At 74.7% G+C, this 15365-nt stretch carries 12 protein-coding genes; 6 read left to right on the top strand and 6 right to left on the bottom strand.

The features are described 5' to 3' along the window. Positions 1-8: 8 nt before the first annotated feature. The 4 genes from AB0O53_RS03400 to AB0O53_RS03415 all read left to right on the top strand — a co-directional run bounded on the left by AB0O53_RS03400 (position 9) and on the right by AB0O53_RS03415 (position 7358). The gene (locus AB0O53_RS03400) at positions 9-3614 is read left to right on the top strand and encodes a S8 family serine peptidase (protein WP_365192992.1); all 3606 of its coding nucleotides are present in this window, start codon (positions 9-11) and stop codon (positions 3612-3614) included. A gap of 147 nt (positions 3615-3761) precedes the next feature. After that, on the top strand, positions 3762-4574 hold the full coding sequence (locus AB0O53_RS03405; RefSeq protein ID WP_350989434.1) for a serine hydrolase domain-containing protein: 813 nt from the start codon (positions 3762-3764) through the stop codon (positions 4572-4574). An 88-nt stretch (positions 4575-4662) separates the two neighbouring features. Then, positions 4663-6273 (top strand): cytochrome P450, encoded by a 1611-nt coding sequence (locus AB0O53_RS03410; protein ID WP_365192994.1) that lies wholly within the window; start codon positions 4663-4665, stop codon positions 6271-6273. Positions 6274-6392: 119 nt separating this feature from the next. After that, positions 6393-7358 (top strand): hypothetical protein, encoded by a 966-nt coding sequence (locus AB0O53_RS03415; RefSeq protein ID WP_350989436.1) that lies wholly within the window; start codon positions 6393-6395, stop codon positions 7356-7358. A gap of 39 nt (positions 7359-7397) precedes the next feature. Here the strand turns inward: AB0O53_RS03415 and AB0O53_RS03420 are convergent, their stop codons facing one another. Further along, the gene (locus AB0O53_RS03420) at positions 7398-8801 is read right to left on the bottom strand and encodes a GntP family permease (protein WP_365192997.1); all 1404 of its coding nucleotides are present in this window, start codon (positions 8799-8801) and stop codon (positions 7398-7400) included. Positions 8802-8813: 12 nt separating this feature from the next. Next, positions 8814-9335: a gluconokinase gene (locus AB0O53_RS03425; protein WP_350989689.1), complete on the bottom strand. Its 522-nt coding sequence runs from the start codon at positions 9333-9335 to the stop codon at positions 8814-8816. Positions 9336-9466: 131 nt separating this feature from the next. Between AB0O53_RS03425 and AB0O53_RS03430 the strand changes: the two genes are divergently transcribed. After that, a complete protein-coding gene (locus AB0O53_RS03430; protein WP_350989439.1) occupies positions 9467-10189 on the top strand; it encodes a FadR/GntR family transcriptional regulator in 723 nt (240 codons plus the stop codon). 9 nt (positions 10190-10198) lie between these two features. Here AB0O53_RS03430 and AB0O53_RS03435 read toward each other — a convergent pair whose 3' ends face one another. Both AB0O53_RS03435 and AB0O53_RS03440 read right to left on the bottom strand, forming a co-directional pair. Continuing rightward, a complete protein-coding gene (locus AB0O53_RS03435) occupies positions 10199-11443 on the bottom strand; it encodes a hypothetical protein (protein WP_350989441.1) in 1245 nt (414 codons plus the stop codon). Between the two features lie 96 nt (positions 11444-11539). Then, positions 11540-12424, bottom strand: coding sequence for a sigma-70 family RNA polymerase sigma factor (locus AB0O53_RS03440; protein ID WP_350989443.1), 885 nt, complete (start codon positions 12422-12424; stop codon positions 11540-11542). A gap of 136 nt (positions 12425-12560) precedes the next feature. On the opposite strand from AB0O53_RS03440, the gene AB0O53_RS03445 reads away from it, so the two are divergent. Then, positions 12561-12908, top strand: coding sequence for a hypothetical protein (locus tag AB0O53_RS03445; protein ID WP_350989445.1), 348 nt, complete (start codon positions 12561-12563; stop codon positions 12906-12908). Between the two features lie 115 nt (positions 12909-13023). Here AB0O53_RS03445 and AB0O53_RS03450 read toward each other — a convergent pair whose 3' ends face one another. Continuing rightward, a complete protein-coding gene (locus AB0O53_RS03450; protein ID WP_350989447.1) occupies positions 13024-13410 on the bottom strand; it encodes a VOC family protein in 387 nt (128 codons plus the stop codon). A gap of 7 nt (positions 13411-13417) precedes the next feature. Then, the gene (locus AB0O53_RS03455) at positions 13418-15331 is read right to left on the bottom strand and encodes an ABC transporter ATP-binding protein (RefSeq protein ID WP_365193000.1); all 1914 of its coding nucleotides are present in this window, start codon (positions 15329-15331) and stop codon (positions 13418-13420) included. Between the last annotated feature and the right edge of the window lie 34 nt (positions 15332-15365).

The following is a 15365-nucleotide window of genomic DNA, read 5'->3' on the forward strand; positions in this document are numbered from 1 at the left end:
GACAACACGTGGCCCAACGCGACAAGCGGTCCTCACGAGCCCTGAGGCCCACGAGGCCGGGCAGGTCCGCACGGTCCTTACGCACGGCGCTCGCCGCCCTCACCTCGGTCCTGCTGCTCCCGCTCGGCGCGGGCGTCGCGGCCGCCGCACCGGATCCCGGACCCGGCGCACCGAGCGCGGCCGAGCGCAAGATCGAACCCAAGCTCCGCGCCCAGCTCGACGGCTCCGCCAAAGCCGCCTTCTGGGTCTACCTCGACAGCGCCGCCGACCTCACCGCCGCGGGGAAGCAGCAGACCCGCGCCGCCAAGGCCGAGACCGTGCTGAGGACGAAGAAGGACCACGCCGCGCGCAGCCAGGCCGATGTCATCAAGGCCCTGGAAGGCGCGGGGGCCGAGTACACCTCGTACTGGATCGTCAACGCGGTCCGCGTCGTCGGCAGCGAGAAGCTCGCCGGCACGCTCGCGCAGCGCCCCGAGGTCGCCCGGATCGACGCCGACGACAAGGTCGACCTCCCCAAGCCCGCCGAGGGCAAGCGCGAGAAGGCCGTCGCCGACGCCGTCGAGTGGAACATCGACCGGATCAAGGCCCCGCAGGTGTGGGACCAGATCGGCGTCCGCGGCGAGGGCATCGTCGTCGCCAACATCGACAGCGGCGTCGACTTCACGCACCCGGCCGTCGCCAACCAGTACCGCGGCAAGAACGCGGACGGCAGCTACTCCCACGCCTACAACTGGTTCGACCCGGCGGGCGTCTGCGCGGGCGCCGCACCCTGCGACAACAACGACCACGGCACCCACACCATGGGCACGATGGTCGGCGACGACGGCGGAGCCAACAAGATCGGCGTCGCCCCCGGCGCCAAGTGGATCGCCGCCAAGGGCTGCGAGTCCAACTCCTGCTCCGAGGCCTCGCTGCTGGCCTCCGGCCAGTGGATCGTCGCCCCGACGGACCTGAACGGCCAGAACCCGCGTCCCGACCTCGCCCCGCACATCGTCAACAACTCCTGGGGCGGCAGCGGCGGCGACAGCTGGTACCAGCAGATCGTCGACACCTGGCGGGCCGCCGGCATCTTCCCGGCCTTCTCCAACGGCAACGCCGGACCCGGCTGCAACACCAGCGGCTCGCCCGGTGACTACGCGAGCTCCTACAGCTCCGGCGCCTTCGACATCAACAACGCGATCGCGTCCTTCTCCTCGCGCGGCGCGGGCCCCGGCGGCATCGTCAAGCCCAACATCTCCGCGCCGGGCGTGAACGTCCGCTCCTCCGTCCCCGGCGGCGCGTACGAGGCCTTCTCCGGCACCTCCATGGCCTCGCCGCACACCGCGGCCGCCGTGGCCCTGCTGTGGTCCGCCGCCCCGGCCCTCGAAGGAGACATCGCGCAGACCGAGTCGCTCCTGGACGGCACCGCCCTGGACACCGACAGCAGCCAGTGCGGTGGCAACGCCGCCGACAACAACGTCTTCGGAGAGGGCCGCCTCGACGTCCTCGCCGCCGTCAACGCCGCCCCGCGCGGCGCCCTCGGCGCCCTCGGCGGCACCGTCCGCTCCGGCGGCCAGCCCCTCGCGGGCGTGAAGGTCACCGCCGACGGCCCGATCGACCGTACGGCCACCACGGCGGCCGACGGCAGCTACTCCTTCCCGGCCCTCTCGGTCGGCGAGTACACCCTGACCGCGGCCAAGTTCGGCTACGGGCAGCAGACCGCGACCGCCACGGTGACCGAGAACGCCACCGCCACCGGTGACTTCACCCTCACCCAGGCGGCCTCCGGCAAGGTCACCGGCACCGTCGCCTCGGCCTCCGGGCCGGCCGCCGGGGCCGCCGTCACCATCGCCGACACCCCGGTGACCGCGACCGCCGACGCCCAGGGCCGCTTCGAGGTCACCCTGCCGCACGGCACCTACCGGGTGAACGCCACCCACACCTCCCGCTGCCTCAGCGGCGGCACGGCCGAGGTCACCGTCGGCGGCGACACCACCGTCGCGGTCAACCTCCCCGAGCGCACCGACGGCTACGGCTACGCCTGCGCCACCGCCGACCGGCCGTACGCGGAGGGGAGCCGCCAGCTCGCGCTGACCGGCGACAACACCACCGAACGGGTCGACCTGCCCTTCCCGCTGCCGCTGTACGGCAAGACGTACGCCCAGGCCTGGATCGGCACGAACGGCACGGTCAGCTTCGGCGGCAACCACACCGGCGACATCAACGGCGACCTCCCGAGCACGGCCACGCCCAACGCGGCCCTCTACCCGTTCTGGGACGACCTGGTCGTCGGCGCGGCGGGCAGCGGCTCGGGCGTCTTCACCGCGGTCACCGGCACCGCCCCGCACCGCAGCTACGTCATCGAGTGGCGCGAGGTGTCCCACTGGTCGGCGCAGGCCGACAAGTTCTCCTTCTCGGCCGCCATCGGCGAGGACGGCACCGTCACCTACTCCTACAAGGGCACCGGCGGCAGCGGCATCAAGGGCGGCTCCACGGCCACCGTGGGCGTGGAGAACGCCACCGGAACCGACGCCTTCAGGTACTCCTTCAACACCCCGGTCATCACCAACGGCCTCTCCATCGCCTTCCGCACCACCAAGAGCGGCGTCGTGGCCGGCCGGGTGCTCGACGCCAACGACGGCAACGGCGTCGCGGGCGCCACGGTGACCGTCGGCACGGGCGACACCGCCGTGTCGGCGACCACCGCCGCCGACGGCGGGTACGTCGTCCAGAGCCCCTCCGGCTCGCGCACCGTCTCCCTCGCGGCGGCCCAGTACGAGTCCGCCACGGCCACCGTGGAGGTCAAGGCCGCCGACGTCACGAAGGTCACGCAGTCCCTGCGCACCGGCAGGGTGACGGCGTCCACGCCGGCCCTGGAGGTCGTCCTCCCGGCCGACCAGCAGCGGACCCGGACCGTGGAGCTCACCAACCCGGGCCTGGGCACGGCGTTCACCGTGACCGAGGACGCGGCCTGGCTGGCCGCCACCCCGGCCGCCGGCGAGCTGCCGACGGGCGGGAAGGCCGCGGTCACCCTCGCGGTCGACACGACCGGCCTGGCCGCCGGCACGGTCCTGACCGCCGACCTGAAGATCGCCTCGGCGAGCGGCCGCACCCCGGTCCTCACCGTCCCGGTCAAGGTCGTCGTCCCGCGCTACCAGGTCGCCCTGGACGCGGGCTCCGGCTACGGCAGCACCGACGCCCTCGGCGACGCCTGGTCCCCGGACCGCAAGTACACGGCCGGCTCCTACGGCTACCAGGGCAACGGCAGCGTCCAGTCCACCGGGCGCACCATCGCCGGCACGGACGAGCAGCGGCTCTTCCGCAACGCCCGCGAGGGCATGTACGAGTACCGCTTCGACAACGTGCCGAACGGCACCTACACGGTGGAGCTGGGCTTCGCCGAGCTCTCCTCCACCAAGCCCAACAAGCGCGTCTTCGACGTCCTGGCCGAGGGCACGCAGGTCCTGCCCTCCCTCGACATCGCCCTGGAGGCGGGCACCTACAAGGCCCTGACCCGCACCTACACGGTCACGGTCACCGACGGGGTGCTCAACGTCCGCTTCGTGACGCACTCCGGCTTCGGCAAGCCCCTGCTCAACACGCTCCGGGTGACCGACCGCCCGGACAAGGGCTGATCCGGTGAGGGGGCGGGGCGCCCGCCGGCCCCGCCCCCTCCCCTCCGGTCCGGGCTCCGCGGCTCTCCGGCCCATTCGGGTGGCGGGAGCCGCGGATCCGCGCGACCTGCCGCGGGCCCGCGGCCCGGGTCGTTAGCGTGGGCGACCATGACGCTCCTGAGCGACCAGGCAGACGCCGTCCGGGCCCTCGTGGAGTCCGCCGATCCCGGCGCGGCGTGGGCCGTCGGCGGACCCGACGGCCCGCACGCCGGTTCGGGCACCGCGGACGACGTCCACGACGTCGGCGGACTCACCGCCGTCCTCGCGCTGTGGCCGGCCGTCGGAACCCTCGTCGACGAGGGCGCGCTGCGGCTGCACACCCCGCTCACCGCCTACGGGGACGAGGCCGCGGCGGACACCCCCGCCGGGACCACCGCCCACCACCTCCTCACCCACCCCGGCGGAACGGCCGCCCTCACCCGTCTCGTCGAGCACCTCTGCGGCAGCACCCTCGCCGAGCTCGCGGCCGTACGGGTCTGGAACCCGCTCGGCATGACCCGCACCCGCCTCGCCGAAGGCACCCTCCGCGCGCCCCTCGCGGACCTCGCCCTGTTCCTGGGGCACCTGCTGCACCCGAGTGGCCCGGGCGCCGCGGGCACGGCGGGCGCTCCGGAGGCCGGAGACGGCGCGACCGCACCGGCACCCCTCACCCCCGCCTGGACGGCCGAGTCCCTGCGCATCCGCACGGGCGAACTCACCCCCGCCCGCGGGCTCCTCTGGCACCCCGCCCCGCACGGCGTCTGGACCCACCACGCCCCGACCGACCCGGGCCCCGCCGTCTGGATCTCCCCCCGCCACCACCGCTGGGCCGTACTCGTCCCGGCCGCCGGCGGGCCCCTGCGCACCACCTTCCGCGAGGCCGTCTTCGCCCCGGACGGAGCCGCACGGAGCAGCGGGCCGGGCGGGATCCCCCGCACGTAGCGCTCGGAGCGCGCGCTCCGCGGCCGGGACGTACGGTGATGCCGATGTCACCGACCGTTGTCGTCGTTCCCGCCGCGGAGGTACACGGATGCGTACGGTCCAAGGGGCCGCCCTCGACGGGATCAAGGCCCGGGTACGGGCTCTCGCGGAACGGACCGGGCTGCCGGTGCGCGCCGCACGGGGCGCACCCCGCACGCACGGCGGCCCGGCCGTCCGCCTGCGCCCCGAGGAGGGCGTCGGCCGGACCCGCCGAGGCGCACCGGCGCCCGGGGACCCCGGGCCGCCCGCGCCGCCGCCCGGCGCGCAGGCCCCCGGCCGGCGGACCGCCGTGAGGGCGGTGCTCCGCAAGGCGCCCCCCGGGCCCGCCGCACCGCTCGTGCCCACCGTGTCCCCCGCGGCCGCGACCACCGTTCTCGCCGCCCTGGGAGCCCTGCTCTCCGGCACCGGCCGGCCCCGCCCGCTGCGCCGGCGGCCCGACGGGGCACGCGCCTCCGCCGTCGCGCTCCGCGCCCTGCGCGCACGGCACGGGGACGCGCCCGCTCTCGTCCGCACGCGGTCCGGAAAGACGCTCCTCGTCCTCCTCGACCCGCGGGACCTGCGCCGCTTCTACGCCGAACCCGTCGGAGTCCTCGCGGCCGACCCGCCGCAGAAGTGCCGGGGCCTGAGCACGCACGAGCCCGACCCCGACGGGGACGGTGCCGGCTGCGCCCGCGGTGAACAGCGCGCCGAGCGGCGGCGGATGAACGAGGAGGTGCTGGCCGCCGGAGTGCCCGTGCACCCCGCGGCCGGACCGATCCTCACGGCCGTCGCCGAAGAGGCCCGGTACCTCACCGCCACCGGGTCCCTCGAACTCGCCCGGGCCCGGCACGCGGTGAACCGGGCCGCCCGGCGGATCGTGCTCGGCGACCCGGCCGCCGAGGACGACGAACTCGCCGGATGGCTCACGCAGCTGCGCGCCGAGGACAAGCGCCCGCGCGGCGGCCCGAGGCGCGCCGCGCGTTCGGTGGACGACAAGGCCCGCGCCCGCATCGGCGAGTACGTCCGGTACGCCGGCGACGACACGCTCGCCGGCCGCGCCGCCCGCCACGCCGGCCCCGCCGACCCCGAAGGCGCCGTCGACCCCGGCGACGAGGCCCGGCTCTGGCTGCTGGCCATGGACGCCGTCCCCGACACCCTGCTGCGCACGCTGCTCCTGCTCGGCGCCCACCCCTGCGAACAGGACGCGGCCGCCGCCGAAGCGGCCGCCGAAGTCGCCGCCGGACCGGCCCGGGGCGAACTGCCCAGGCTGCGGGCCTGCGTCCGCGAGTCGCTGCGGCTGTACCCGGTGGTGCCCGACCTGATCCGCGTCACCCGCGGCGAGACCGAATGGCGCGGTGTGCGCCACCCGGCCGGCACCTCGGTGCTCCTGCCCGCCGCGTTCCACCAGCGCGACCCCGAACGGGTACCGGCCGCCCACGTCTTCGTACCCGGCCGGTGGAAGAACCCCGGGGCCGACCACGACATCCGGATGGCGCCCTTCAGCCACGGCGGGGGCCGCTGCCCGGGCGACCAGCTCGGACTGATGATCACCGCCGCGTTCTGCGCCGAGGTGCTGCGCGGCCACCGGGTCACCGGCACCCGGCCCGTCCTGGACCCGGTCGGACCCCTGCCCGTGACGCTCGATCCGCACGGCATCCGGATCGCCCTCACCCGCCGCTGACGCGCTCTCCCCGCCGGCGCCGTCCCACCCGCACCACCCGGCGCACCCGCCCCGCCCGCACTGCTTTTCCACCCTGCCCCGCACGCCCGTACGCCCCTGCCGAAACCCACGAGGATCCCATGTCCGACGCCGCGACCTCCGCGTCCACCGCCCCGGACGCCGACCAGCTCGACGCCCCGTGCCGCGCACTTGCCGAGGCCGCCGACGCGGTCGGCGAGGCCGCCCGCTACGCCTCCGGTCTTGCCTTCGGCGCCCGCCTGCCCGCGGCGGCACTCGCCGGGGGAGGCCGCGCCAGGCGGGGCTGGCGCACCCTGCTGCGCACCCTCACCGATCCGGCGGGCCTCGGCTGGGCCGCGCGCGGCCGGGGTGCGGCCCGCGCCGGCCGGCTCGCGGGGGTCCTGGCCGGCCGGGAGAGCCTCGCCGTCAGCATCGCCGTCTGCGGACTCAAGGCCCGGATCCGGGCGGTCAGTGCCGACCGCCCCGAACTGCGGGAGGACCCGGGCACCGCGGCCGTCCTGCGGGCCGTCGAGGCCGGCCGTCAGGCCGAGGCCGTCCGGCTGTTCCGCGCCATCATGCGCGAGCGGGGCGCCGAGCACGCGTTCTCGTTGCTGGCACCGTCGTTCGCCGACATCCTCGCCTGGCACGCGCTGACCGACGCGAACCCCTTCAACGACCACGCCGGCTGGCAGGTCGCCACCGGCCGGGCCGAACCGGCCCGGCCGCTCCTCGGACTCGGCGCCGCCCTGTGGGCCTTCTGCGACAGCGGCCCGGGCCTGCCCGTACGGCCTCCGGCGGGCCCCGATCCCGATCGCGCTCCCGTCGTCCGGCGTCGGGTCGCGGCCCGGCCGCCCCAGCGGCCGCGCCCGCTCCGGCCGGCGCCGCGGCCCCAGAACGGGAGCCTGCAGGGCCACGCCGCCGCGCTGCGCACGCACGCGCTCCGGCTGCGCAGGGCCGCGGCCTGGTCGCCGGGATGGCAGGGGCGGGAGACGGAGGCCCTGCGCGCCGAGGTCGAGAACCTGGCGGCCCGCTGCGCGACGGCTGCGGGCGGCCTCGCCCTCGCCGCGGCCCAACTGCAGGACCCGTGACGGCTCCAGGACCGCAAGGACCTACAGGTACGGCTGCGGCTACAGCACGAGCGACAGCAGCAGGACGCAGCCCAGGCCGACCACCGAGATCACCGTCTCCATCACCGACCAGGTCTTCACCGTCTGCCCGACGGTCATCCCGAAGTACTCCTTGACCAGCCAGAAACCGGCGTCGTTGACGTGGCTGAAGAAGAGCGAGCCGGAGCCGATGGCGAGGACCAGCAGCGCGGTCCCCGTGGTGGACATGTCCGCCGCGAGCGGGGCCACCAGACCGGCCGCGGAGATGGTGGCCACGGTCGCCGACCCGGTGGCCAGCCGGATCGCCACGGCGATCAGCCAGGCCAGCAGCAGGGCCGGGACGGCCCAGTTCTGCGACACGTCCAGGATCATCCCGCCCACGCCCACGTCGATGAGGGTCTGCTTGAAGCCGCCGCCGGCGCCGACGATCAGCAGGATGCCCGCGATCGGGGCGAGGGACTTCTCCACCGTGACCGAGATCCGCGCGCGGGTGAAGCCGGCCGCCCGGCCGAGGGTGAACATGCCCACCAGCACGGCCGCGAGCAGCGCGATCAGCGGGGAGCCGACGACGTCGGTCACGCGCTGCACCGGGTTCGCGGGATCGTCGACCACGATGTCGACGAGGGCCTTGACCAGCATCAGGGCCACCGGCAGCAAGATGGTGAACACCGTCGCCCCGAACCGGGGGCGGTGCTCGGGCTCCTCCGAGGGGCGGGCCCGGGCGATCATCTCCTCCGGCGCGGGGATGTCCACCCACCGCGCCGCGTACCGGGAGAACAACGGCCCGGCGATGATCACGGTCGGGACGGCGACGACGACGCCGAGCGCGAGGGTGACGCCCAGGTTCGCGTGGAGCGCGTCGACGGCGACGAGGGGCCCGGGGTGCGGCGGTATCAGCCCGTGCATCACGGACAGTCCGGCCAGCGCGGGGATGCCGATCCGCATCAGGGAGTAGTTGCCGCGCTTGGCCACGAGCAGCACCACCGGGATCAGCAGCACGATGCCGACCTCGAAGAAGAGCGGCAGCCCGATCACCGACGCGATCAGCACCATCGCCCACGGCATGGCCCGGCCCTTGGCGCGGGCCAGGATGGTGTCGACGATCTCGTCCGCACCGCCCGAGTCCGCGAGCAGCTTGCCGAGGATCGCGCCGAGCGCGATCAGTACGCCGACACCCGCGACCGTGGCGCCGAGTCCGGCGGTGAAACTGGCCATGGTCTTGGCCAGGGGCGCGCCCGCGAAGACACCGAGGGCCAGCGAGCCGACGGTGAGCGCCAGGAAGGCGTGCAGTTTGAGGCGGGTGATGAGCAGGACGATGAGGGCGATGGCGGCGAGGACGGCGATCCCGAGCTGCGTGTTGCCGGCGGAGGTGATCGGCGCGGCGCCGGCGGCGGCCGTCAGTGCCGGGAGGCTGAGACTGGTCACGGTGACGTTCCCTCAGCTCTCGGACGGGCAGAGCCGGCCCAGCGCGGCCAGGGCCCGCTCGGTGACGTCCTGCGGTGAGCCGGCCACGTCGACCGCGACGCCGAGCTCGTCGTCCTGGAGCGGCTCCAGGGTCGCGAACTGCGACTGCAGCAGGGTGGTGGGCATGAAGTGGCCCTTGCGCGCCGCCATCCGCTCCTCGACCAGCGGCCGCTCCCCGGTGAGGTGCACGAAGACGGCCCCGGGGGCCGCCGCGCGCAGCCGGTCGCGGTAGACGCGCTTGAGCGAGGACGCGGCGATCACGCCGCCGCACGCCCCGGCGCGGTTGCGGATCCACTCGCCGACGGCATCCAGCCAGGGCCACCGGTCCGCGTCGTCCAGCGGGTGGCCGGCCGCCATCTTGGCGACGTTGGCCGCCGGGTGGAAGGCGTCGCCCTCCGCGTAGGGAAGGCCGAGCCGTTCCGCGAGCAGCCGGCCCACGGTCGTCTTGCCCGTGCCGGCCACGCCCATCACCACAATGACGCGCTGGGTGCTCACGTCCACCTCGCTGTCCTCGTCGACATCGGTTCGTGCGGCACCACTGAAGCGCATTAAGTACTACGTATTCAAGCCCCAGGTCGAATACATCACATCTTTTGCCCGAGGGGTCGTCACCGTACGCTTGCGCCATGACCACCGAAGCCGCCGGAAGCGGTCCCGGCCAGGGCCTCCACTCCCATGTGCTGGACACGATCGGCCTCGCGATCGCCGCGGGGGAGTACCCGCCCGGCAGCGTCCTGCGCACCGACGAGATCGCCGAACGCTTCGACGCGTCCCGCACGGTGGTGCGCGAGGTCGTCCGCGTGCTGGAGTCGATGCACCTGGTCGAGTCCCGCCGCCGGGTCGGCGTCACCGTGCGTCCGACCGACCAGTGGAACGTCTACGACCCGCGGGTGATCCGCTGGCGGCTGGCCGGCCCCGACCGGCCCCGGCAGCTGCGCTCCCTCACCGTGCTGCGCTCCGCGATCGAGCCGGTGGCGGCCGGGCTCGCCGCGAGGCTGGCCACGCCGCAGCACTGCGCCGAGCTCACCGCCGCGGCCCTGGGCATGGTCCGCACCTCGCGCGGCCACCGGCTGGAGGACTATCTGCGGCACGACATCGCGTTCCACCGCGTGGTGCTGAACGCCTCGGGGAACGAGATGTTCGCCCGGCTCGGGGACGTCGTCGCCGAGGTGCTGACCGGGCGCACCGAGCACGAGGTGATGTTCCACGACCCCGACCCCGCCGCCGTCACCCTGCACGTCCAGGTGGCCGAGGCGGTGCGCGAGGGCGACGCCGCCCGCGCCGAGGCGCTGACCCGGCGGATCGCCGAGGGCGCCCTGGAGGAACTGGACGTCCTGCTCGCGCCGTAGGGGCGCGTGTCAGCCGCACCCTCCACAACCGCCGCAGCCCCCGCCGCAGTCGCCGCCGCCGCAGCCGGCCGCCGCGGTGTCGGAGCCGCGCGACTCCTTGCGCTCGCGGTCCCGCTCCGCCTGCAACTCGCGCGCCAGGCGCTGCTGTTCCCGTACGCGCTCACGGAAGGACCCGGTGGACGGCTGCCAGCCGGCCGGCGCGTGGCGGCGGCGCACCAGCAGCGGGGCGGCGGTCACCTGCGGGACGAGCCGGGTGCCGCCCTCGTAGACGGCGCATTCCAGGACCACTTCGGCCCCCTCGTGCACGACGCCGTACAGGACGGCCTCGACCGGCTCCGCCGTGAGGTCGACGTCGTGGTGCGTCGTGCGCAGGCTCCGCTCGGAGCCCGCGAAGAGCGTGCGCCGCCCCGTGCGGGAGTTCCGGGCCGTCCCGGACAGGCAGATCAGCGGGGGAGCGCTGCGGGTGGCGGCGTCCGGGTACAGCCACAGGTGCCCCGACGGGTCCTTGCGTACGCCGACCAGCAGCGCGGGCTGCGGACGTGCGTGCACCCGCCACGCCGCCAGGCGGCTGCCCGCACCCCGGCCCAGCAGTGCCGAGCCGGCGATCAGCAGGGCCCCGGCGGCCACCTGACGGCCCGACGGGGCGTACGGGTCGGGCCCGGCCCCCGTGCCCGCGAGGGCGGCGGCCGCGGCACAGCACAGGCACCCGAGGACGAGCCCCGTCAGACCGCGGCGCCGGTGCGCGTCCGGGAGCGGGGACGGCAGCGGGAACCGGGCCGGGCCGGCGGCGGCGAGGGACAGCGCGCGCCGGCGGCGGCGGGCACGCAGCCGCAGCAGCGCCCCGGTGAACGCCCACGCGCAGCAGGCGACGGCCAGGACCCGGCCGGTCCTGCCCGCGACGCCGGAGGCGCGGGCCGCGGCGACGGCGGCGTCCGCGGCGAGGACGGGAGCGGCGGCCAGGACGGCCGCGGGCAGGTACCGGAACCACAGCGGCAGGGCGGCCAGCAGGACGGCCAGGCCGTAGCCGGCCGGGCCGGGACGGACGGCGCCGAGCCCTGCGGGCTGCGCGCCGTTCCAGGACGTCAGGACGAGGGAGAGGACGACCGTAGCGCCGAGGAGCCAGGCTCCGCGGACGGGTGCGAAAGCGGCCGGGACCCGGACGCCGAGCCAGCGCCGGGCGTCGTCGACGTCCCAGAACCGGACCGCGCCCTCGGGTATCGATGCCCGGGGCAGGTGCTTGACGAAGTCGGTCACGGCGCCAGTATGGGAGCGCCGTGCCGGGCCCAGAAGGTGCGGCCGCGGCACGGAATCGCTACGGCCGCTTCCTGGGCGGGGCGGGCGGGCGCGGCCTCAGGCGTCGAGCACGGCCAGTTCCAGTCCGGCGAGGCGCTCCGGTTCCGCCGTGATGTCGATCCCGGTGATCAGGCCTTCCTCGACGGTGAACTCCAGTACCAGCGACAGCCGCCCCAGCGGAGCCATCGCGAGGCCCACCGTGCCGGCCACCAGCGCCGGCTGCGTGGACCGTGCCCGCTGCATCGCGGCCATGGCGCCCTTGGCGACGGTGACCGCCCCGGTGACGACGAGCGGCCTCGGGGTGGGGCCGACGGCCCGGTCGGCCCGGAGCACCACATCGGGGTGGAGCAGCGAGACGAGGTCGTCGAAATGGCCGCCGCGGGTGGCGGCGAGGAAGGCCTCCACGACGCGGCGCCGGCGGGTCAGGTCCGCCCCGGACACCAGCGGCGCCCCCTTGACCCTGCGGCGGGCCCGGCTGGCGAGCTGCCGGGTGGCGGCGGAGGTCTTGCCGAGCAGGGGTGCGATCTCGTCGAAGGACACGGCGAACAGGTCGTGCAGCACGAACGCGAGGCGTTCGGCGGGCGTCAGCGTGTCGAGCACCACCAGCAGCGCGAGCCCGACCGAGTCGGCCATCACGGCCTCCTGCTCGGGGTCGACACGGTCCTCACGGCCGGTGGCGAGTTCGGTGGAGCGGGCCTCCCACGGGTCCTCGCGCCGGGTCCCGCGCGAGCGCAGCATGTTCAGGCACACCCGCGACACGACCGTGGTCAGCCACCCGCCGAGGTTCTCGACCTCCCCGACGTCGGAGCGGTCCAGGCGCAGCCACGCCTCCTGGACGGCGTCGTCGGCCTCGGAGAGCGAGCCCAGCATCCGGTAGGACACCGCCCTGAGATGAGAGCGGTGCTCTTCGAACCGCTCCGCCAGCGTTGTACGCCCGTCCACCCGTACCACGTCCCCTCCTCGTAGTGGATCTTCAAAATAGATCACCGGGAAGGAGCGTCGGCCATAATGGCCGCGAACGGCACCAGCAGTGGAGACGCCGGGCCACGCGGTGGTCCGGCAGGAGAGGAAGCCCCCGATGGACGTGCAGCACTTCGAGCGGATCACCGCTTTCATCGAGGCGCGGCTCACCCCGCTGTTCGACGAGGCGACGGGCAGCGAGCACGGCTTCTCCATGGACGACACCTCCCGTGCGCTGCGCGCGCTGCGCAACTCCGTCCTGGAGGCCTCGGCCGTCAAGGGCCTCATCGAGAAGCGGGAATCCGCCGAACCGGCCGTGCGCCGCGTCATCGACCAGTCCGTCGAGCACCACTGGGACGTGCTGCGCGGCATCGCCCGCCAGTGGGAGGACCACGCCGACTTCCGCCACGAGTTCAAGCACCACGCCTGGGAGCTCGACCACCACCACGCCGCAGCCGGGGCCTGACCGCGCCGGACCGAGCCTGACCAAGCCTGACCGCGCCAGACCCGCCCGGCCCTGCCGCACGGCGCTGCCCGCACCGTGCGGCGCGGGCAGTGACGCCGGCCGCGGCCGGCCGGCGTCACGCGCCGGGTTCGGCCGACTTGCGCGGCGTGGTCTGCTGGACCGCCCAGCCGTTGCCGTCCGGGTCGGAGAAGTAGACGAAGGACCCCCACGGCAGGTCCTGGATCTCCGTCACCTCGACTCCCCGGCCGCGCAGGTCCTCGTACGCCTCCTCGATGTCGGTGACGACGACCTGCATGTTGTCGAGGGAACCCGGCGTCATGCGGGTGAGGCCCTTGCCGATCGCGATCGAGCAGGCCGACCCCGGCGGGGTCAGCTGCACGAACCGGATGTCCTCGCTCACGGTGACGTCGTGGTCGGCGTTGAAGCCGATCTTCTCGTAGAAGGCCTTGGCCCGGTCGACATCGGTGACGGGCACGGCGACGAGTTCCAGTTTGATGTCCATCACAGCATCATGCGCCCCGCACCGGTGCCGCGCCGTCGGATTCCGTGCCGGCGGGCGTGTCCGCCGCGGCGAACTGCGTGCGGTACAGCTCCTCGTAGCGGCCGCCCGCCGCCAGCAGCGCGGTGTGCGTGCCGCGTTCCACGATCCGGCCGTCCTCCACCACGAGGATCAGGTCGGCCGCCTGCACCGTCGACAGCCGGTGCGCGATCACCACGGCCGTCCGGCCCGCCAGGGCCTCGCCCAGAGCCTCCTGCACCGCCGCCTCCGAGGTCGAGTCCAGGTGGGCGGTGGCCTCGTCGAGGACCACGACACGCTGCCGGGCCAGCAGCAGCCGGGCGATGGTCAGCCGCTGCCGCTCGCCGCCCGACAGCCGGTAGCCGCGCTCCCCGACCACCGTGTCCAGGCCGTCCGGGAGCGAGGCGACCAGGCCGTCCAGCCGGGACCGGCGCAGGGCCTCCCAGATCTCCTCCTCGGTGGCGTCCGGCCGGGCCAGCAGCAGGTTGGCCCGCACCGACTCGTGGAAGAGGTGCCCGTCCTGGGTGACCATGCCGAGCGTCTCGCGGATCGAGTCGGCCGTCAGGTCCCGTACGTCGATCCCGCCGAGCCGGACCGCGCCCGCGTCGGCGTCGTACAGCCGCGGCAGCAGCTGCGCGATGGTGGACTTGCCGGCGCCCGACGAGCCCACCAGGGCGATCATCCGGCCGGGCTCGGCGCGGAAGGACACCTCGTGCAGGACCTGCGTACCGCCGCGGGTGTCGAGCGTGGCGACCTCCTCCAGCGAGGCGAGCGAGACCTTGTCGGCGGCCGGGTAGCCGAAGGACACCCGGTCGAACTCCACGGACACCGGACCCTCCGGTACCCGCCGGGCGTCGGGCTTCTGCGCGATGAGGGGCTTCAGGTCGAGGATCTCGAAGACCCGCTCGAAGCTCACCAGAGCGCTCATCACCTCGACGCGGGCACCGGCGAGCGAGGTCAGCGGCGCGTACAGCCGGGTCAGGAGCAGCGCGAGGGCGACCACGGAACCGGCGTCCAGGGTCCCGCGCAGCGCGTAGTACCCGCCGAGTCCGTAGACGAGTGCCAGGGCGAGGGCCGAGACCAGGGTGAGGGCCGTGATGAAGGCCGACTGGGCCATCGCCGTACGGATCCCGATGTCCCGCACCCGCGCCGCCCGGACCGCGAACTCCGCGGACTCCTCGGCGGGCCGCCCGAACAGCTTGACCAGCGTCGCGCCGGGCGCCGAGAACCGCTCGGTCATCTGGGTGCCCATCGCCGCGTTCAGCGCCGACGCCTCCCGCTGCATCGCCGCCATCCGCGCCCCCGTCCGGCGGGCCGGCAGGACGAACACGGGCAGCAGCACCAGCGCCAGCAGGGTGATCTGCCAGGAGATGCTCAGCATCACGGTGAGGGTCAGCACCAGCGTCACGGTGTTCCCGACCACCCCCGACAGGGTGTTGGCGAAGGCCCGCTGGGCGCCGATGACGTCGTTGTTGAGGCGGCTGACGAGGGCCCCGGTCCGCGTACGCGTGAAGAAGGCCACCGGCATCCGCTGCACGTGGTCGAAGACCGCCGTCCGCAGATCCAGGATCAGCCCCTCGCCGAGGGTGGCGGAGAGCCGGCGGGCCAGCAGCCCCAGCCCGGCCTCCGCGACCGCGATCACCGCGATGAGCAGGGCGAGCCGGGTCACCGCACCACTGTCCCGGCCGTCCACGATGGCGGTGACCACCCGGCTGGCGAGCACGGGGGTGGCCACCGCCAGCAGGGCGGTCACCACGCTCAGCAGCAGGAAGAGCACGAGCCCGCGGCGGTGCGGGCGGGCGAAGGCGGCCACGCGGCGCAGACCGTCCCGGGAGAGGGGGCGGCGGTCCTGCTGTGCGGTGATCGCGCTGTGCAGCGATGTCCAAGCGGTGACTTCCATGTCCATGACCCGAACGCTAGGACCTCGACCAAACTTGAGG

It is taken from the genome of Streptomyces erythrochromogenes, from assembly GCF_040684695.1.
GTDB lineage: Bacteria > Actinomycetota > Actinomycetes > Streptomycetales > Streptomycetaceae > Streptomyces > Streptomyces erythrochromogenes_C.

Coding starts and splice junctions, on each gene's coding strand:
- AB0O53_RS03405 (WP_350989434.1), top strand. CDS start 3,762: ATGACGCTCCTGAGCGACCAGGCAGACGCCGTCCGGGCCCTCGTGGAG.
- AB0O53_RS03410 (WP_365192994.1), top strand. CDS start 4,663: ATGCGTACGGTCCAAGGGGCCGCCCTCGACGGGATCAAGGCCCGGGTA.
- AB0O53_RS03415 (WP_350989436.1), top strand. CDS start 6,393: ATGTCCGACGCCGCGACCTCCGCGTCCACCGCCCCGGACGCCGACCAG.
- AB0O53_RS03430 (WP_350989439.1), top strand. CDS start 9,467: ATGACCACCGAAGCCGCCGGAAGCGGTCCCGGCCAGGGCCTCCACTCC.
- AB0O53_RS03445 (WP_350989445.1), top strand. CDS start 12,561: ATGGACGTGCAGCACTTCGAGCGGATCACCGCTTTCATCGAGGCGCGG.
- AB0O53_RS03450 (WP_350989447.1), bottom strand. CDS start 13,410: ATGGACATCAAACTGGAACTCGTCGCCGTGCCCGTCACCGATGTCGAC.
- AB0O53_RS03455 (WP_365193000.1), bottom strand. CDS start 15,331: ATGGACATGGAAGTCACCGCTTGGACATCGCTGCACAGCGCGATCACC.